18 protein-coding genes and 2 tRNA genes are annotated in these 18,106 nt (G+C 67.5%); 8 read left to right on the forward strand and 12 right to left on the reverse strand.

All coding sequences use genetic code 11. From position 1 onward, the window contains the following. Positions 1-78 precede the first annotated feature (78 nt). A complete protein-coding gene (locus ACPYOG_RS04055) occupies positions 79-864 on the forward strand; it encodes a DeoR/GlpR family DNA-binding transcription regulator (RefSeq protein ID WP_481292976.1) in 786 nt (261 codons plus the stop codon). A gap of 16 nt (positions 865-880) precedes the next feature. Further along, positions 881-1,816 (forward strand): aldose 1-epimerase family protein, encoded by a 936-nt coding sequence (locus tag ACPYOG_RS04060; protein WP_481292977.1) that lies wholly within the window; start codon positions 881-883, stop codon positions 1,814-1,816. On the opposite strand, the gene ACPYOG_RS04065 is transcribed toward ACPYOG_RS04060, so the two are convergent. Beyond that, positions 1,795-2,499: an SDR family oxidoreductase gene (locus tag ACPYOG_RS04065; protein WP_481292978.1), complete on the reverse strand. Its 705-nt coding sequence runs from the start codon at positions 2,497-2,499 to the stop codon at positions 1,795-1,797. The two genes, ACPYOG_RS04060 and ACPYOG_RS04065, sit on opposite strands and share 22 nt — an antisense overlap. Before the next feature lie 91 nt (positions 2,500-2,590). Here ACPYOG_RS04065 and ACPYOG_RS04070 point away from each other — a divergent pair, with 91 nt between their 5' ends. Continuing rightward, complete coding sequence (locus ACPYOG_RS04070; RefSeq protein ID WP_481292979.1) at positions 2,591-3,163, forward strand: TetR/AcrR family transcriptional regulator; 573 nt, start codon at positions 2,591-2,593, stop codon at positions 3,161-3,163. A gap of 87 nt (positions 3,164-3,250) precedes the next feature. Next, positions 3,251-3,862: a DUF4232 domain-containing protein gene (locus ACPYOG_RS04075; protein WP_481292980.1), complete on the forward strand. Its 612-nt coding sequence runs from the start codon at positions 3,251-3,253 to the stop codon at positions 3,860-3,862. Between the two features lie 15 nt (positions 3,863-3,877). Here ACPYOG_RS04075 and ACPYOG_RS04080 read toward each other — a convergent pair whose 3' ends face one another. Continuing rightward, entirely contained in the window at positions 3,878-4,597 is a 720-nt protein-coding gene (locus tag ACPYOG_RS04080) for a hypothetical protein (protein WP_481292981.1), read from the reverse strand. A gap of 307 nt (positions 4,598-4,904) precedes the next feature. Here ACPYOG_RS04080 and ACPYOG_RS04085 point away from each other — a divergent pair, with 307 nt between their 5' ends. After that, positions 4,905-5,510 (forward strand): hypothetical protein, encoded by a 606-nt coding sequence (locus ACPYOG_RS04085; protein WP_481292982.1) that lies wholly within the window; start codon positions 4,905-4,907, stop codon positions 5,508-5,510. A 244-nt stretch (positions 5,511-5,754) separates the two neighbouring features. On the opposite strand, the gene ACPYOG_RS04090 is transcribed toward ACPYOG_RS04085, so the two are convergent. Then, complete coding sequence (locus ACPYOG_RS04090; RefSeq protein ID WP_481292983.1) at positions 5,755-7,302, reverse strand: fibronectin type III domain-containing protein; 1,548 nt, start codon at positions 7,300-7,302, stop codon at positions 5,755-5,757. A gap of 826 nt (positions 7,303-8,128) precedes the next feature. On the opposite strand from ACPYOG_RS04090, the gene ACPYOG_RS04095 reads away from it, so the two are divergent. Beyond that, positions 8,129-8,419, forward strand: coding sequence for a hypothetical protein (locus ACPYOG_RS04095; RefSeq protein WP_481292984.1), 291 nt, complete (start codon positions 8,129-8,131; stop codon positions 8,417-8,419). Between the two features lie 87 nt (positions 8,420-8,506). Here the strand turns inward: ACPYOG_RS04095 and ACPYOG_RS04100 are convergent. Beyond that, a tRNA-Lys gene (locus ACPYOG_RS04100) sits at positions 8,507-8,570 on the reverse strand. Between the two features lie 339 nt (positions 8,571-8,909). Between ACPYOG_RS04100 and ACPYOG_RS04105 the strand changes: the two genes are divergently transcribed. Continuing rightward, positions 8,910-10,742, forward strand: a complete 1,833-nt coding sequence (locus ACPYOG_RS04105; protein WP_481292985.1) for a cell wall-binding repeat-containing protein — start codon at positions 8,910-8,912, stop codon at positions 10,740-10,742. 72 nt (positions 10,743-10,814) lie between these two features. On the opposite strand, the gene ACPYOG_RS04110 is transcribed toward ACPYOG_RS04105, so the two are convergent. The 3 genes from ACPYOG_RS04110 to ACPYOG_RS04120 all read right to left on the reverse strand — a co-directional run bounded on the left by ACPYOG_RS04110 (position 10,815) and on the right by ACPYOG_RS04120 (position 11,882). Further along, complete coding sequence (locus ACPYOG_RS04110) at positions 10,815-11,081, reverse strand: Txe/YoeB family addiction module toxin (protein ID WP_481292986.1); 267 nt, start codon at positions 11,079-11,081, stop codon at positions 10,815-10,817. Continuing rightward, positions 11,074-11,322 carry a type II toxin-antitoxin system Phd/YefM family antitoxin gene (locus ACPYOG_RS04115; RefSeq protein ID WP_481292987.1) on the reverse strand — a complete coding sequence of 83 codons (249 nt, stop codon included), beginning with the start codon at positions 11,320-11,322 and terminating at the stop codon, positions 11,074-11,076. The genes ACPYOG_RS04110 and ACPYOG_RS04115 overlap by 8 nt, the downstream gene beginning before the upstream one ends. Before the next feature lie 487 nt (positions 11,323-11,809). After that, positions 11,810-11,882: transfer RNA gene (locus tag ACPYOG_RS04120), tRNA-Lys, on the reverse strand. Between the two features lie 56 nt (positions 11,883-11,938). On the opposite strand from ACPYOG_RS04120, the gene ACPYOG_RS04125 reads away from it, so the two are divergent. Continuing rightward, on the forward strand, positions 11,939-12,568 hold the full coding sequence (locus tag ACPYOG_RS04125; protein WP_481292988.1) for a DNA-directed RNA polymerase subunit beta: 630 nt from the start codon (positions 11,939-11,941) through the stop codon (positions 12,566-12,568). Positions 12,569-12,820: 252 nt separating this feature from the next. Here the strand turns inward: ACPYOG_RS04125 and pstB are convergent, their stop codons facing one another. The 5 genes from pstB to ACPYOG_RS04150 form a co-directional block, all read right to left on the reverse strand. Continuing rightward, positions 12,821-13,600, reverse strand: coding sequence for a phosphate ABC transporter ATP-binding protein PstB (gene pstB, locus ACPYOG_RS04130; RefSeq protein ID WP_481292989.1), 780 nt, complete (start codon positions 13,598-13,600; stop codon positions 12,821-12,823). A 30-nt stretch (positions 13,601-13,630) separates the two neighbouring features. Continuing rightward, positions 13,631-14,722, reverse strand: a complete 1,092-nt coding sequence (gene pstA, locus ACPYOG_RS04135) for a phosphate ABC transporter permease PstA (RefSeq protein WP_481292990.1) — start codon at positions 14,720-14,722, stop codon at positions 13,631-13,633. Next, positions 14,722-15,669 carry a phosphate ABC transporter permease subunit PstC gene (gene pstC, locus ACPYOG_RS04140; RefSeq protein WP_481292991.1) on the reverse strand — a complete coding sequence of 316 codons (948 nt, stop codon included), beginning with the start codon at positions 15,667-15,669 and terminating at the stop codon, positions 14,722-14,724. The genes pstA and pstC overlap by 1 nt, the downstream gene beginning before the upstream one ends. 98 nt (positions 15,670-15,767) lie before the next feature. After that, entirely contained in the window at positions 15,768-16,862 is a 1,095-nt protein-coding gene (pstS, locus tag ACPYOG_RS04145; protein ID WP_481292992.1) for a phosphate ABC transporter substrate-binding protein PstS, read from the reverse strand. Positions 16,863-17,017: 155 nt separating this feature from the next. Beyond that, positions 17,018-18,001 carry a L,D-transpeptidase gene (locus tag ACPYOG_RS04150; RefSeq protein ID WP_481292993.1) on the reverse strand — a complete coding sequence of 328 codons (984 nt, stop codon included), beginning with the start codon at positions 17,999-18,001 and terminating at the stop codon, positions 17,018-17,020. Positions 18,002-18,106: the final 105 nt, after the last annotated feature.

Here is an 18,106-nt window from a genome sequence, read left to right on the forward strand (position 1 = left end):
TCCTTTCGATTCCGAAAGCAAGAATACGGCAACGGCTTTCGTATTGACAAGGATTCGCAAGCGTTCCAGCATGGGCCTATGACCGAACCGCTGCCAGCAGCCCTCCGCCGCGAGCGGATGCTGGAGCTGATCGGCCGCGCCGGCTTCGCCCGCGTCTCCGACCTGAGCGAAGCGTTCCAGGTCTCCGATGTGACGGTCCGCAGCGACTTGGATGCGCTCGATCGCGAGCAGAGCATCCGCCGCATCCACGGTGGGGCCGTGCTGCGGACGGCGGGGATGCGCGAGGCGAGCTTCGAGGAGGCGCTGGAGTCGTCCGCCGACGAGAAGCGCCGCATCGGTCAGACCGCCGCCGCCATGGTCACGTCCGGCAGCAGTGTGCTCCTGGATGTCGGCACGACGACGGCCGCCATCGCGCGAGCCCTCGTCGAGCGTGACGATCTCGAGAACGTGACCGTCATCACCAACGGCCTGACCATCGCACTGGAGCTCGAGCGGGCCATCCCGCGCTTCGCCGTCGTGGTGACCGGCGGGACCCTGCGGCCGCTGCAGCACTCCCTGGTGGAGCCGCTGGCCGCTGTGCTGCTGGAACGCATGCATGCCGATGTGGCGTTCATCGGCTGCACGGGCGTGCATCCCACCGGTGGCATCACCAACGTGAACCTGCCGGAGGCCGACCTGAAACGCGTCATGGTCCGCTCGGCGGAGCGCGCGATCGTCGTGGCGGACGGATCCAAACTCGACCGAACGCACCTGGGCCGGATCGCCGCAGTGGATGAGGTGGCGGAGTTGATCACGGGCGCATCCGCTCCCCGTGTCGCAGTGTCTGCATTGCGGGAAGCAGGTCTCCCGGTGGTCGTCGCCTGAGGCCTACCCTGGTTCCATGCGTCCCGCGACCGGTGAACAGTACGAACTCGACTTCGGCGACCTCAGCGCCACGATCGTGCAGGTGGGGGCCGGCATCCGGTCGCTCCGCTTCGCGGAATCGGACCTGACGGAGCCGTATCCCGCCGGCGCGCAGCCGCCCTCGGCCTGCGGCATCGTCCTGGTTCCGTGGCCCAACCGGGTCGCCGACGGCCGGTGGGAGTTCGAGGGCGAGCCCCGGCAGCTGGACCTGACGGAACCGGCGAAGGGCAACGCCATCCACGGGCTGTTGCGCCGCCGTCCCTACGAGCTGGTGGACCGGACGGACTCGACCGTGACGCAGGCCGCGGCCATCTTCCCCGAGCCGGGATATCCGTTCCTGCTCGAGACCGCCGTCACGCACGAGCTCCACACCGACGGCCTGCAGGTCACCCACACGATCAGCAACGCGGGCGAGGTGCCAGCGCCCGTCGCGGTGGGCGCGCATCCCTACCTCCGCATCGCTGATGTGCCGCCCGAGCAGCTGACGGTGACCGTCGCCGCGCGCACCCGCTTCGAGACGGATGAGCGCAGCAACGTCATCGGGGAATCGGCTGTCGAGGGGACGCCCTTCGACCTGTCCGGCGGCCGCCGCCTTAGCGAGCTCGAGCTGGACACCGGCTTCGGCGACCTGCCGGACGGACCGGCGGAGCATGTGCTAGCCGCCGACGACGGCCGGCGCCTCGTGCTCTGGGGCGACGAGGCCTTCCGCTATGTGCAGGTCTTCACCCACCGCTCCTTCGCCACGAAGCCGGGAGGAGTGGCTCTCGCCATCGAGCCGATGACCGCGCCGGCGGACGCCCTCAACTCCGGTCGCGGTCTGCGCTGGCTGGAGCCCGGAGAGACGTGGACGGTGAGTTGGGGCATCCGGCCGGAGGGGTTCGGCGGGGAGGCCTACCTGGCCAGCTGGGGGTAAAGCGCGCGGACGTCTTCGTGGAGGTGCGACTTGACGTAGCGCGCGGTGTCGCCGACGACCGCTTCCGCTTCGTCCGCCGCCACGGCGTCCAGCGCCTCCTCCACGACCTGGCGCGGCGGCACCTTGTCGCCGGTGGCGTGCGCGGCCATCTCCGTGTCGACATAGCCGACATGGACGCCGACGACCTGGATGCCCGCGGGCGCGAGCTCCACGCGCGCCGAGTTGCTCGCGGACCAGAGTGCTGCCTTCGTCGCGCTGTACGAGCCGGTGCCGAGCCAGCTGAGCGCCGAGTGCATGTTCACGATGGCGCCGCCTCCATTCGCCTCGAGCACCGGTGTGAAGGCGCGCGTGATCAGCACCGGGCCCCAGAAGTTGGTGTCGAACTCATGCCGGATCTCGTCGAGGTCGCCGGACACGAGCGACTGGTCGGACGCGATTCCCGCATTGTTGACGAGCACGGTCACATCGGTGGCCACGGCGGCGGCGCGGAGGATGCTGTCGGCGTCGGTCACATCCAGCTGCAGGGGGATGACGCGGGGGTCGTCCGACACGATGCTCTCGGGGCGCCGTGCGGCGGCGTAGACCTTGGCGGCGCCGCGCTCGAGGAGCTCGGCGACGAAGGCGGCGCCGAGGCCGCGGTTGGCGCCGGTGACGAGAGCGACACGTCCGGTGATGTCGGTCATGGGGGAGTCCTTCCAAAGTAAACCGATTGGTGTACCTGCAATGTACACAGATCGGTTTACTTTTTGCAAGCCCGGCTCTAGCATGAGAACTGTGAGCACGACGTCCACCCTCCCTCGGCCGAAGCCGCGCGACCGCGTCCTGGCTGCGGCGGCGCGGCTGTTCATTCGCGAAGGCGTCAACGCCGTCGGCGTCGACCGGCTCGCTCAGGAGGCCGAGGTCTCCAAGCGCTCCGTCTACCAGCACTTCGAGGGCAAGGACGACATCGTCGCCACGATGCTCCGGGAGTACGGCCCGCGCGTGGTCGCCGGGTACTTCTCGGACGACGAGGAGCAGACGCCACGCGAGCGCACCCTCCACGTGTTCGACGCGCTCCAGACGGCCGCCGAAGCGGGCGACTTCTTCGGCTGCCCCTTCGTCAACGTGGCCACCGAGCTGCGCGACCGGGATCATCCAGCCGCCGTGGTCGCCCGGCGCTTCAAGGACGAGCTGACGGCGTACTTCGAGCGTCAGGCCGCCGCGGCCGGCGCCCGCCAGCCGAATCTCCTCGCCCAGCAGCTGACGCTGCTGTTCGACGGCGCCTCCGCGAGCGCCGCCGTGCGCGGTGGGACGCCCGACGCCGCCCGCCTCGCCGCCGAGCAGCTGTTCGACGCCGCTACCCGCTAGCCGGACGAGAGCCCGGCTCCGCTTCCGGACCGGCGACCGTCCGGCGAGTCGCAGGCGCTTCCCTGTCAGCACCGGTTGAATGGCCACATGACTGGCATCCCTGCTCCGCGCTTCGCGGGCTCCGCTCTTGTCGCTCTCACGCTGGCGTTCGTCCTGGCCGGCTGCACAACGCCGAACTCGGCGCCGACGACGGGCAGTGCGTCCGCCTCGTCCTCGGACTCGCCATCGGCCTCGCCGCGGCCCACCGGGACGACCACCGCGGTCCCGATCAACGGGCAGTGCGACACCGGCAAGCTCAGCGGCGCCATCGGGCAGGGCGGCGGGGGAGCGGCGGGAAGCGTCGAGGTCAGCATCGTCCTCACCAACAACGGCTCGGCGGAGTGCTCGCTTCAGGGCTGGCCCGGCGTCTCCTTCGTCGGCGACGGGAACGGCACCCAGCTGGGAGCGGCGGCGCAGCTCGACCGGACGAAGCCGCATCCCACCGTCGTGCTGCAGCCGGGAGGCACAGCCCAGGCGCCCCTGCGGATCGTGCAGGCGCTCAACTACTCCGAGTCCGAGTGCAAGCCGAAGCCGGCGGACGGCTTCCGGGTGTACCCGCCCGGATCGACGGAGTCGCTCTTCATCAAGGACGCCGGCGTGACCGCCTGCACCTCCGATTCCGTCTCGCTGCTCACCGTCGGGGCGTTCGTCGCCGGCTGACGCTAGGCGCTCTCGCTACGCGCAGACGCGCGCGAGCGCGCCTCCCCAGGAGTCCTGGAGATCGGCCATGGCGTCGCGCGCCGACTGAACGGCGTGAACCGGGTCGTCGACCATCGCCGCTCCGTCGACGGCGTCGGCGAGCCGTTCAAGGTCGCCGTCGACCGGCGAGAGGGCATCCGACACGGCCGGTGTCGCAATGTCCGCGGTGGAGGCGCGGAACGCATCCACCGCATGCCGGATGCCGGAACCCGCTTCGACCGGATGCGCTGCGAGCGCGTCGAGGCGGAGCTCCAGCGCGGGTTCGAGGGCATGGCGCGCGCTGCGGATCGTGGCGCAATCACGTCCCCGTGCGGCCGACGCCTCCGAGAACAGCGGGAACTCGGTGTGCAGGGCCGTCGCCAGGATCAGGATGGCCGCGAGGCACCCCAGCGCGAGCGCGCCCAGCCACCACCACACGTCGACGCCGCCGGGCGCGGCGGACACGCTGCGACCGTACCGTCCACTCGCCTCGCGATCCGACCATCCGCGCGCTGGCGCATCCTCCGCTAGGTCGCGGGCGCTGCGGGGGTCCGCGCGCGGGTCGGCGTCGATGCCGGCATCGGCGGCGGGCTCGTCTACCTGGGGCTCCACGCCCTCCAGCATGTCGTATCCGGCCCCTGCGAGGGAGGCTTCCGGCGAAGGTTTGCCGAACGCGTCGCCGCCGAATCGCATGGCGGCGCGGCGCGAATGCGGCATTTCGTTACGTCTGCGGGCGGGCGAGCACCGGCACACGTACCGAATCGCAGCAATCACGCCGCTTGATAACCTATGGACGCTGACCGCCACCGCGGTGAGGCGGCCCTAACGCCGACCACGTAACGATCGCGGCACCGCTGAGAGGGCAACGCTTGTGGATGGATCACGTCTGAATGTCCTCGACCGCCAGGGTGTATTCGCGGCCGTGACCCGCCTCCGTCCGTTCGGCGTCGTCGCCTCGTCGGCACCGCGCCGATTCTGGTCTTTCGTCATCGCCGGCGCACTCGGGACGGTCATCTCCTCGACAGTGACGGGGTCGGGATGGCTGGGCCTGACCACTTCCGCAGAGCTGGTTCAGCGTTTCGGTGGCGCGGCGGCGCTCGTCCTTTCCGTCGTCTCGGCGCCGGCGTGGGCGCTTTTCGTCGTGCTGCCCCTGTTCTCGCTACGCGCCGCCGCTCGGGGAGCGCTCTTTGGCCGCATCCTTCTCACCCTCGTCGCAGTCCTGAACGTCGCGCCGCTGTTCCAGAGCGGGCTCGTTTCCCTGTGGTGGGCCAATCTCGTATGCGCTGCGGCCTTGTGCGTCGCGGCGACGATTGCGTGGTCGCTCCCCCGAAGACCCGCTGTCATCGCACCCAGGGTTCCCGCGCCGAGCGTCCGTCGCCGGCGTTTCCGTCCGGCGGCGAGCCTGTTCGCTGTGGCCGGCATGATCGGCGCGCACGCCGTCTACCTTCGCCGCGGCTGGCAGTGTGCCCTCTACGTCGCGCTCCTGTGGCTCGCGTTCGTCACCCACGCCCTGGGAGCGCCGGTGTCCGTGCTCCTGATCCTGGTGTCATCGCTCATGTTGTTCAGTGACGTCGCCCGACTCGACACCTTGATCGATCTCGCGAACGATCGATCGCTCGCCAAAAGCTGATCCGCGTCGGGATCCACCGCGGAACGTCACTCTCGACGCGAATGCGGCGGCCCGGTGCAACTGCCCGTGCGCGAACGCCGGCATACGTTCCAAGCTGCAGCAGTCGCCGGCCCGCGACCCTCTTGCGCACGACCGGTCCGGCGCCGGAGGGGCCGGGGATCCCGATGCGACGCCAACCCATCCACACCGTTTTCAACGGGCGCTCGCCGGTCTGGCTGTGCGGTGTGCGGTGTGCGTTGCCGGCTCAGCCGATCTGGGACTTCTTCGGCCGGCTGCGCAACCGGGCGGCGCCGAGCGCGGCCGCTCCAGCGATCAGCAGAAGTCCAGCCAGTCCGGCTGGCAGCGACTGGTCCGAACCGGTCGCGGCCAACGATGTCGTCGTCGCCGATGAGGTCACCGGGCTTGCTGGCGTTGGTACCGGCGTGGTCGTCGGCTTTGCCGGGGTGACGGCGTTGGATGCCTGAGAGGGCGCGCCGGTACCGATGGCGTTGCTCGCGGTCACCGTGAACGTGTACGTGTCTCCGTTGGTGAGCCCGGTCACGGTGAGGGGAGAACCTGTGCCGGTCGCGGTTTGTCCACCGTTGCCCGGCGTCGTCGTATCGGTGGCGGTGACCGTGTACCCGGTGATGGCCGAGCCGCCGTCACTGGCCGGAGGAGAGAACGCGACGGACGCCTGCCCATTACCGGCCGTAGCCGAAACTCCTGTCGGTGCACCCGGAGTCGTTTCCGGGCTGAGTACCGACACCGTGTTGCCGGGGTAGCTGGTCACGTAGACGGTGTTCGTTGTCGGATTCACCGCCACCGCATCCGTGTTGCTGCCGGTGATGGGCACTTCGGCGGTCACCGTGTTGGTGACCCCATCGATCACCCACACCTCGAAGTCGCCCTGGTTGGTCACGTAGATGGTGTTCGTGGCCGCATTCACCGCCACCCCATAGGTGCTGCCGCCGCCGCCGGTGAACACAGTGGTGGTCACCGTATTGGTGGCCCCATCGAGCACGGTCACCGTGCCTGCAGCGTAGTTGGATACATACACGGTGTTTGTGACCGCATTCACCGTCACCTCGTATGAGGTCCCGGTGATGGGCACGGTGGTGGTCACCGTGTTGGTGGCCCCGTCGATCACCGAAACCGTGAGGCCGCCGGAGTTGACCACGTACACGGTGTTCGTGGCCGGATTCACTGCCACCCCATACGGGCCACCGCCGACGGTGATGGTGGCGGTCACCGTGTTGGTGGCCCCGCTGATCACCGACACCGTGTCGGCGTTCTGATTGGTCACGTACACGGTGTTCGTGGCCGCATTCACCGCCACTCCGTACGGGCTGCTGCCTACCGGCACGGTGGCGGTCACCGTATTGGTGACCCCGCTGATCACCGACACCGTGTCGTCGCTGGAGTCGGGCACGTACACGGTGTCCGTGGTCGCATTCACCGCCACCTCAGTCGGGCTGCCGCCGACGGGCACGGTGGCTGTGACCGTGTTGGTGGCCCCGTTGATCACGGACACCGTGTTGTCGCTGGAGTTGGCCACGTACACGGTGTCGGTGGTCGCATTCACCGCCACCCCCGTCGGGTCGTTTCCGACGGACACGGCGGCGCTCTCAACATAGCTGGTGGCGGCGGAGGCCGACACCGCGCCACCGAACACAGCCAGCGGGGCCGCCAGGGCGACCGCCCCGATCAGCGCCGCCACCCGCACCCGCCACGCCGAGTGGACGAACCCGCGGGTTCGCTGCCAGCCGACCGGCCGAACCTGAATAGTCCGACCGGTACCGTGCGGTGCGCTCATACGTGACCTTCCTCAACGCCAGCACGGCGGAATCGTCCTGGACCGCGAACGCCCTCAGGCGGAAATGGCTCGATTTCATACCCTAGCCGCAGCGCGGGCCACCATCTGCCCCCAGAACAGAGCGCACGCTCCCTCTTTCCAAGACGCCGTAGGGCGACAGCGAAGGCGCACCATCGCAGGCCCGCGAAGCGCGACGTACCGACGACCCTTGCATCCAAGCGGAACACGTCTGTTGCTGAACGCGGCTGCACGAATGATCAGGCGTCACCGAGCGACTCTTCATTCCCTTGAGCATCCGGATGGGGAGTCGCCGGCCGCTTTGGCCGTCTCAGTCGCCCGACTCGACACCTTGATCGATCTCGCGAACGACCGATCGCTCCCCAAAAGCTGATCCGGCGTCGAGGCCGACCCCGGAACCTCACTCTCGACGCGAATGCGGCGGCGCGGTACAACTGCCTGTGCGCGAGCACCCGCAAACGTTCCAAACTGCAGCAGTCGCCGGCCCGCGACCCTCTTGCGCACGACCGGTCCGGCGGCGGAGGGGTATCACGAATCTCACCGCCGGACAGTACTGCAGGTCTATCGTGTTCCTATGGCGGCGATGAGGTGGTCCGGGATCCTGGTCGCTGCTGCCGTATGCGTGCTGGCCCTTGTCGGGTGCACGCCTTCAGCGCCTTCCGCACCGGTTGCTTCCCACCCTGCAGGAGAGGCGGCGTCGTGTCCTCCCCGACCCGTGCCGAGATTGACCGCGTCGACGCTCCCGAGTGCTCACTCCCAGTTGGTGCCGATCAGGCCTACCGGCGTCCTGGTGTGTCACTACGGCGGCATGCAGCAGTCCGAGTCGCTCGTGTCGAGCGCCGCTGTGTATAGCGCGAAGGATGCCGCCGAGCTGGCGTCCTTCCTGGATCACACGGGTACGTACAACACGGGGTCCATCAACTGCCCGATGGACGACGGCGAGTCCGCCTATTTCGCCTTCTGGAGTCGGACAGCCCGCAGCGAACTGACTGTCGGCCTATCCGGTTGCAGGATTGCATCGAACGGAACCACATTCCGTCTTGGAGTCGCGTTGACACCGAAGCTCCTGAAGCTTGCCGGACTTGCGGCTGGGGAGTGACAGCACTTGTCCGGCCGAAGTCGCAGACCCTGAGCGCGCAGGTCTGCTTCGCCCGACGATTCCCGGGGATCCCAAGGAATGTAAGGGTGGGCCCTGTGGGGCTCGAACCCACGACCCGCGGATTAAAAGTCCGCTCAGGTCCCGCGCCAGGGGAGCCGCGGGTCCGAAACTCCGCGGAATTCCGCGGATTTTGAATAACAGTAGATCACTGTCATCTCAAGAGATCTCAACCAAGTGTGGGCAAAGTGTGGGCAGATGCCGGGCGCTGGGACCCCATCGGCAGCGTGGTACCAAGACATCGGTGACAGGTCGGCGGGGCCCTTGGGCTGTGGGTCTTTTAGGCCCCAGACCGCCATTGGTTGCTAGGGCGCTAGACCACCGATAGTCTTTCGCTGCTTCATCAATGAATGATCGGTGTGACCTCATGAGCGCCGAGCTATCGGCCGCATCGATCAGGTCAGGGGACGAAGTGTCGCAGCGTCGTAGGAATGTGGTTTCAGCCGCCGCAGTTCTTGTCTTCGCCCTAGCTGGAGTCGCGACTTCGGGGCTGCCCGCCCAGGGCCTGACACCGAAAACGAAAGCCGTTGTGGCGGGAGCCGTCCCTGTGCCCGCTGGAACGACGCACGACGTTCCTCTTCCCGAGGCATATGCCGCGTTCACGTTGATCAAGTACAACATCACCGCAACCGCAATTACGCCGTCGACGACAACGGTCGTCCTGCACCTCCCCGACGGCGCGTGGCAGGGCCACGGAATTGACACCGTCACATACTGGCTGACGGGGACCAGCCCGGCGGCGACTGCGCCGATCGATACCGCAACAGAGTCGGTCACAGTGACTATCCCCGCTGGCACGCCGGCAGCAACGGACAACAAGACCGCGACACCACATGTCGATTTCCTGATCAAGGGTGTGTCAGCACGGTCCAGCGCCCCTGCGCCGCCGGGTGAGGTCATCTCGAACATGCCGTACAGCATTATCGTCTCCGGAACCATCGCCTACTCGTCGACCGCTGGCGGATCCGAAGCGGACGTTTCGCTGGCAACCTCGGCTGCCGATCCGAGCAACGTCATAAATGCGTCCAGCTACTGGGTCCCCGACACGATCCCACTCGCGCCCGGCGACTCGATTCACTTCGGCGGAACGCCAGGCCTGTTCGCCGGGATGACCTGGGGAGGAGGACTGGCCACTCCGACCTCTTCGATGAACGCTCACGACACCGGACTCTCTGAGACTGAAGTGGGTGCCTCAGAACTGGACGCGACACTGCCGGCCGACGCGGACTTCTCCCCGTATTTCTGGCCAACACCGACACCGGCCGTATTCGAGGTGAGCGGTGGTTCGGAGACCTCTCCGGCACCGATGGATACCCTCCGTATCGAGGGCGCCGTCGATCTGCAGAAACCCAATCCTCTCCTCCCAAACGTTTCGCGCGTCGCTGGAACCGACCGCTTCGCCACTGCGATCGCGCTCTCACAATCGGCGTTCCCTACGACCGCGCCGACCGTATATGTCGTCGACGGGTATGGTTTCGCTGACGCTCTGTCCGCAGGGCCCGCGGCTGCTTTGGCGGGCGGTCCGCTTTTGCTCACCGGACCGAACTGGCTCCCCGACTCGGTCGGCGCAGAGATATCGCGTCTCCGTCCCGCGCAGGTCGTTATTGTCGGTGGGCCGGCCGTGGTCTCGGCCGGCGTTGAGCAGGCGATCCGCCGCCTCGGCCCGAACGTCACACGAATAGCCGGCGCCGACCGATATGACACCTCGCGCAAACTGCTTGCTTACGCCTTTCCGAACGGGGCCGGCATTTTGTACGCCGCAACCGGGCGCGACTTCCCCGACGCACTCTCCGCATCGGCCGCAGCAGGTGCTTACCACGGAGCGCTGCTTCTCGTCGACGGTTTAGCAACCGCACTCGACTCGCCCACCGAGGCCGCACTAACCCCGTACGCAAACGCCAGCGTCTCGATCGTCGGCGGTCCGGCGGTCGTGTCATCGGGCTTGCAGAACTCAATGGCGACCGTTCTGCACAACGTAAACAGGATTGCGGGTAGCGATCGCTTCGAGACATCGCTCCTTGTCGCGAAGAGCGCTTTCCTGGGCCCTTCGGATCAGGCGTACATCGCTACGGGGCTACAATTCCCCGACGCGCTTGCAGCGTCCGCAGTCGCCGCAAATGCCGGGGCTCCACTTCTGCTCGCGGAGCCCGGCTGCGTTCCCGTCGCGGCCAGAGATCTCATCCACTCGCTCGCAACTCGCTACGTCGCGGTTGTCGGCGGCCCGAACCCTCTTGGCGACGAGCTGCTCACTCTCACAACCTGCTGACGTCGGGTCTTCCGCAGCCCAATCATGGTTCTGCATCAGACGGACAACGGACGCGCTATCTAGTCCTTCGGGTCAGTAGTGATATCGAGCCTGAAGGATGATCACATAGGCGTCATCGACGAAGTACACAAGTCGATTCGCCTCATCGATGCGTCGTGACCACGCCCCAGCCAGCGCGTGTTTGAGCGGTTCCGGCTTGCCGACGCCCTCGAAGGGGTCCTCGCGCAGGATGTCTTCGATCAGCAGGTTGATCCGCTTGAGCGTTCGCCGGTCCTGGCCCTGCCAGTAGAGGTAGTCCTCCCAGCCGCCGGCGGTCCAGGCGACCTTGCGTTCACTCACTGGTCAGGTCGTGCTCGCTGATGCTTCCCGAGCGGGCGCTCTCCATGGCGTCGATGAGGCGGCGTGCGTTCTTGGGGGAGCGCAGGAGGTAGGTGGTCTCGAGCAGCGAGTCGTACTCGTCCTTGGACATCAGCACGGCCGAACCGCGCTTGGACGTGATCTCAACCTCGGTCTGGTCGAGGTTGACGCGTTCGATGAGGCCGAACAGGTCGCTGCGCGCCTCGCTTGCTGTGATGGCCATGGTTCCTCCAAGTGGTACAAGATATCGTACCATTCCGCGCTCTAGGCCAACAAGTACGATTCGGTGTATGAGCGAGGCAAAGGGTGCGCCCGGCCTGGTACGCCCAGGAATGTGGCTTGCTCGAGTCGCGGTGCCCCCGCCGCATCTTGATGCGTGGGGAATGCTTTGGAGGCTCGCGGTTCGCTGGACAGCCACGATCGTCATGACGGCGGGAGCTGCCTTCGCGGTATGGGCCTCTGTAGCAACGCCGAAGAAAATGGATTGGATTGATCTCGGCCTCGCGATCTCCGGATGGCTATACAGTCTCCTGCTAACGGTCGGGGTGACGGTCGCCATAGTCCGTATACGTCGCGATCGGCGCTCGACGAAGCGGTCTTCGCCGTCGGATGGTTGACCATTTATCGTTTTGTGCTCGGCAGCGTGGGCGTTTGCTTGGGGCTTGGCGGCTTCGGTCACGCCTGGGCTGGGATCCCAATAAATGTAAGGGTGGGCCCGGTGGGGCTCGAACCCACGACCCGCGGATTAAAAGTCCGATGCTCTGCCAACTGAGCTACAGGCCCTCACCACCAATCTAGCGTGGATTCACCCGTCCCCGTGGCGGGGGCAGAATGGAGGGATGTCGGACCGGTTCCACAAGCCCACGCTGTTCACGAGCGGAATGTTCGAGGCGTTCCTCGGAGGGGAGGACCCTGCCCAGATCAGCAGGGTCGCCCACGAGACCGCGCAGGCGCTGCTGGCACGCGTGCGAGCCGATCCGGATCCGGAGGTTGTGGATCGGCTCGTCGCCTTCACCGACGCGCACGGCATCGATGCGCTCGCCGAACTGTGGTCACGGTCGAACGCCAAGAGCCTCCCGGGCGCCCTGTGGCGCATCTACCTGCTGCGACTGCTCATCCGGCAGGATGCGGAGGGCACGGCGTACCTGTACCAGCGGGGCAGCGAGGGGCTCGCGTCCATCGACGTCGTCGTCGCCGGGGCGCCGAACCCGACGGGGCCGGCGGAGATCACGGAACTCGCGGACCGCATCCTCCGCGGGCTGTTCGAGGGCGACTTCGCGGTCGCCCTGGACCGGGCCGCCGCTTTCTGCCGGGTGGCGGCGTCCGGCGCGGCGTCCGTCGCCGACGACCGTGACGCGGTCGACCCGGATCGCGCGAGCGAGCTGACGACCCGCGCCCTGCGTTTCACCCGCACCGCCGAGGAGCTGACGGTGTGCGCACGGCTGTGGCGGTCGGATTCGCTCGACTGAGATTCCGGATCTGGATGCGGTGAGCCGCGGGATGCCCTGAGCCGCACCGCGCTCGCACTCGTCTCAGCCGCATCCACGTTCTCTGGCTGCGAACGCCACGCCGAGACCCGCGGGAGACGCTCCTGTACACTGGAATCCGCCGGGCCGCAGTAACCCCGGGCTCCAAAACTAGCCGCTTCGAGCGGCCTCGCGCCGAGAGGCGTTCTGCGGCCCGGCATTTCTGTGCCCGAGAAGAGCGACCTCCCGGATGGATCAGCCGAAGCGGCCGGAGACGTAGTCCTCAGTGGCCTGCTCGGTCGGGTTCGAGAAGATCAGGTTCGTGTCGTTGTACTCGATCAGCTTGCCGGGCTTGCCGGTGCCCGCGATGTTGAAGAATGCGGTGCGGTCGGAGACACGCGACGCCTGCTGCATGTTGTGGGTCACGATCACGATCGTGTACTCGTTCTTCAGCTCCTCGATGAGGTCCTCGATGGCGAGCGTCGAGATCGGGTCGAGGGCCGAGCACGGCTCGTCCATCAGCAGCACATCGGGCGAGACGGCGATCGCGCGTGCGATGCAGAGGCGCTGCTGCTGCCCGCCCGAGAGGCCGGAGCCGGGCAGGTTGAGGCGGTCCTTGACCTCGTTCCACAGGTTCGCGCCCCGCAGCGACCGCTCGACCAGCTCGTCCGACTCGCTCTTCGACATCCGCCGGTTGTTCAGCTTCACGCCGGCCAGCACGTTGTCGCGGATGCTCATGGTCGGGAATGGATTCGGGCGCTGGAACACCATGCCCACCTGGCGCCGCACCAGGACCGGGTCCACGCCCGTGCCGTACAGGTTGTTGCCGTCGATGAGGACCTCGCCCTCGACGTACGCGCCGGGGATGACTTCGTGCATCCGGTTCAGGGTGCGGAGGAACGTCGACTTGCCGCAGCCGGACGGCCCGATGAAGGCGGTGACGGTGCGGGGCTCGATGGTGAGCGACACGCCCTCCACCGCGCGGAAGGCGCTGTAGTAGACGTTGAGGTCGTTGACTTCGATGCGCTTGGACATGGTTTCCTTCAGGCTACGGGTTGTCGCGGCTCAGCGGCCGTACTTGGGGGCGAAGACCTTGGCGATGATGCGTCCGACCAGGTTGAGGAGCATCACGATGATGATGAGGACGAGGGCGGCCGTCCACGCGCGGTCGATCGAGGCCTGCGCGTGTAATCCGGCGGCCTGGGAGTACTGCGTGTAGACGAAGAGCGGGAGTGCCATCATCCGGTCGCTGAACGGGTCGTAGTTCATGCTCGTCGTGAAGCCGGCGACGATGAGCAGCGGTGCGGTCTCGCCGATCACTCGCGCGATGGCGAGCATGACGCCCGTGACGAGGCCGGCGATGGAGGTGGGCAGCACGACCTTGAGGATGGTCAGCCACTTCGGCACGCCGAGGGCAAGCGCGGCCTCGCGCAGCTCGTTGGGAACGATCCGCAGGATCTCTTCGCTGGATCGCACCACCACCGGGATCATCAGCACGGAGAGGGCGATGGCGCCCATGAACCCGTTGCGGATGCTGGGGCCGAGGAACAGGGCGAACAGCGCGTAGGCGAAGAGGCCGGCCACGATCGACGGGATGCCCGTCATCACGTCGACGAAGAAGGTGATGCCGCGGGCGAGCATCCCGCGCCCGTACTCCACCAGGTAGATGGAGGTGAGCAGCCCGATCGGCACGGAGATCACGGCCGTGAGGAGGGTGATCTCGAGGGTTCCGACGATGGCGTGGAGCGCCCCGCCCCCGTCGCCGATGACGTTCCGCATGGACTCCGAGAAGAAGGCCACGTCGAATCGTGCGAGGCCTTGCGACACGACGGTCCAGCCGAGGGAGATCAGGGGGAGCAGCGCGATGATGAACGCCGTGGCGACGAGCGACGTGATGAGCCGGTCCATCGCCTTGCGGGAGCCCTCCACCAGCAGCGAGGTGGCGTAGATGGCGATGTCGAAGAGGATCGTGCCGAAGAACACCGCGCCGACGATGTTGAAGTCCTTGGTCGCGCCGCTGGCCGCCAGCATGGCGAAGACGGCGCCGAACACGAACCAGGAGGCGACGAGCATCGTCCACGGAGCCCAGCGGGGCAGCTTCCCCGCCGTGTACGAGTTGGCGAGGGGACGCGGGGCGGTGGCGGTGGTCGTGGCCATCAGTTCGCTCCAGAGAAGGCCTTGCGGCGGCTGACGATGTACCGGGCGAGCATGTTTATGAGCAGCGTCACGACGAACAGCACGAGGCCGGATGCGATCAGCGCGTTCACGCTCACGCCGCTCGCCTCGGGGAACTGGAGGGCGATGTTGGCGGCGATCGTGTTCGGGCTCTGAGCCCGCAGAACGAAGATGTTCACGATCAGGGCCGGGGAGAGGACCATCGCGACGGCGAGCGTCTCGCCGAGGGCGCGACCGAGGCCGAGCATGATCGCCGAGATGATGCCGCTGCGGGCGAAGGGCAGGACGGCCATCTTGACCATCTCCCACCGGGTCGCGCCGAGTGCCAGCGCGGCCTCCTCGTGGAGGCGCGGGGTCTGGAGGAAGATCTCGCGGCAGATGGCGGTCATGATGGGGATGACCATGACCGCGAGCACGATCGAGGCGGTGAGGATGGTGCGGCCGGTACCGGATACGGGCGGTGCGAACAGCGGGATCCAGCCGAGGTTGGAGCCGAGCCAGGCGTAGAACGGCTGGACGAAGGTTGACAGCGTCGCGATACCCCACAGGCCGAAGACGACGGAGGGAACGGCCGCGAGCAGGTCGATGATGTACCCGAGCACCGCGGCCACGCGGCGCGGCGCATAGTGCGAGATGAAGAGCGCGATGCCGATGGACAGCGGCGTGGCGATCAGCAATGCCAGTGTTGCGGCCCAGATCGTGCCGAACACCAGGGGCCAGACCCATGCCCAGAAGTTGCTGGCGATGTTCGGGAGCTGGCCGGGGCCGGCGAACAGGGCCGGGATGCTCTGGACCACGAGGAAGATCGCCACAGCGGCGAGAGTGGCGAGGATCAGCGATCCCGCGACGACGGTACTGGTCGAGAAGACCCGGTCGCCGAGGCGGACCTTCGCCTTCGGCCTGATGGCTCCTGCGGTTCCGGCGGTCATTCCTTGCTTTCTCTCATCGGGTGAGCCGTTGCGGGCGGCTGAGGATGGAAGCACCGTTCGGCCCGGGCTAGGAGCAGCCCGGGCCGAACGGTCCGGTGTCACTTGATGCTGTCGACGGCCTTCTGGACCTTGGCGGACAGGTCGTTCGCCAGCGGGGCCGAGCCGGCCTGCTCGGAAGCGGCCTTCTGGGCGTCGCTGGAGATGAGGTAGCCGACGTAGCCCTTGACCAGGTCCGCCTTGGCGGCGTCCTTGTACTGCTGGCAGGCGATCACGTAGGAGACCAGGACGAGCGGCCAGGCGCCCTTCTTGGTGTCCTTGCGGTCGATCTGGATGGCCAGGTCGTTCGTGTCGCGACCGGAGGCGATCGGGGAGGCGGCGACCACCGCGGCAGCACCGTCGGCACTGATCTTCTCGTAGTCGCTGCCGACCTTCAGCTGGGCGATGCTGAGGCCTGCGGAGCCCGACTCGTCGATGTACGTGATCGAGTTCTTCGCGTTCTTGGTGGCGTCCGCGACACCCGAGGTGCCCTTGGCTGCGTCACCGACGGTGTAGGGGAAGGTCTGCGAGGACGGCTTGGTCCAGACGTCCGGAGCGTTCGCCGCGAGGTACTCGGTGAAGTTCTGGGTGGTGCCCGAGTCGTCGGACCGGTGGACGACCGTGATCGGCGCGGACGGGAGCGAGGTTCCCGAGTTCTGGCTCGCGATCTTGGGGTCGTTCCAGGTGGTGATCGCGCCCGAGAAGATGCCGGCGATGGTCGCGGCGTCGAGCTTGAGGTCCTTCACGCCGTCCACGTTGTAGGCGACGGCGATGGGGGAGATGTAGACCGGCAGGTCGATGCCCTTGCTGCCCGCGGCGCACCCGGCGAACGTGGAGGCGAGCTCCTCGGTCTTGAGCGCGGCGTCGGAGCCGGCGAAGTCGGCAGCGCCGGAGATGAAGCTCTTGCGGCCCGCGCCGGACCCCTGCGGGTCGTAGTTCACGGTGACCTTCGGGTTGGCCTGCTGGAAGCCGGCGGCCCACACGGTCTGGGCCGCACCCTGCGCGGACGAGCCGATGCCGTTCAACGTGCCGGTCAGGTTCGAGGCCTTCGCCGTCGTGGTCGACGGGGTGCTGCCCTCGTTCGCCGCACAGGCGGTGAGAGAGATGGCGGCTGCCGCGAGGAGCGCCACGGGAGCGCCGATGCGCTTGAGATTCACAGTTGTCCCTTCGGGGATCAGTAACAACAGGACGGGGTCTGTGCGACCCGCGTGAGACGCTATTCCCGGTGTCTGTCCAGAGTCCCCCGGACTGGTAAACGGAAGGTTAACGCCGGGTGTTCTCTTGTTCCTGTCGTCCTGTGAATCCGCGGGGATCAGTCCACGATCTGCACCGGCGTTCCGAGCGGCAGAGCGTCCACGGCGGCGATCGCGGCTTCCGAGAGTCGTACGCAGCCGTGCGACACGGCGCCGGCGGCGGTGGGCTGGAAGTGGATGCCGATGAGCCCGCCGTCCGTGCCCCCGTAGGGCTCATCCGCGCTGGTGGCGTGGAGCGAGGTGAGCTGGATGCGATGCTCGGACTGCCCTTGCGCCGGGTCGAGGTAGCGGGCCTGAAGGTAGCCGGTGCCGGTTGGGGTGGGGGTGGATGCGGTGCCGACTCCGACCGTGAATTCCTTGGTCGCGGCGCCCGAGGAGTCCAGGATGCTGAGGGTCTGTTTCGAGGTGGAGATGACGACGCGCGTGGTCAGCGGGGTGCCGCTGTGGAGGAAGCTCGTCGGTATCCACGCGGCGCTCTGCGCCGGTGCGGGAGCCGCTGCCGTCGCCGCCGAGGGCAGCTGCTGACGCGATGGCGTGAGGACGAGCGACCATCGGCCTTTCGTCTGGACGCGGACGACCACCGTCGGCTCTCCAAGGAAGTTCTTGGCCGGGATGCGCGCGACCGGCGTGGTGAAGTCGGCGCCGTACGCGACGGAATCGAAGACGACATGGTAGGCGGTGCGGATGTCCGCCGTCGCTTGCGCCGGGAGGAGGCCGGGGATGACCGCGCTGTAGGTGGCGGCGGGGAGTGCCGCGATCTGCGAGGGGGTCAGGCCGGCGGGGATGGCGGGCCCTGCATCCGCGGTGGCGCTCGGCGTGGGGCTGTGCGTGGGGCTGTGCGTGACGGCGGGAGCGACCGGACTGCAGGCGGTGATGGTCGCGAGGAGGGCGGCGGCGCAGAGGACGGCGGGAAGCGTGCGGTGGGGTGTCATGGGAGTCCGGGTGTCTGGAGGTCTGGCGTGCGGGATGCGAGCAGCGACGAGCCGCGTCATGAAGAACGGCGGCGGTGTGGACCTGTCTCTTATACACATCTCCGAGCCCACGAGACACTCGCTAATCTGGGGGGGGGGGTTTTGTTTTGGGAGGGGGGGGGGGGGGGGGGGGGGGGGGGGGGGGGGGGGGGGGGGGGGGGGGGGGGGGGGGGGGGG

The organism is Leifsonia sp. HAY1-4F (assembly GCF_056755275.1).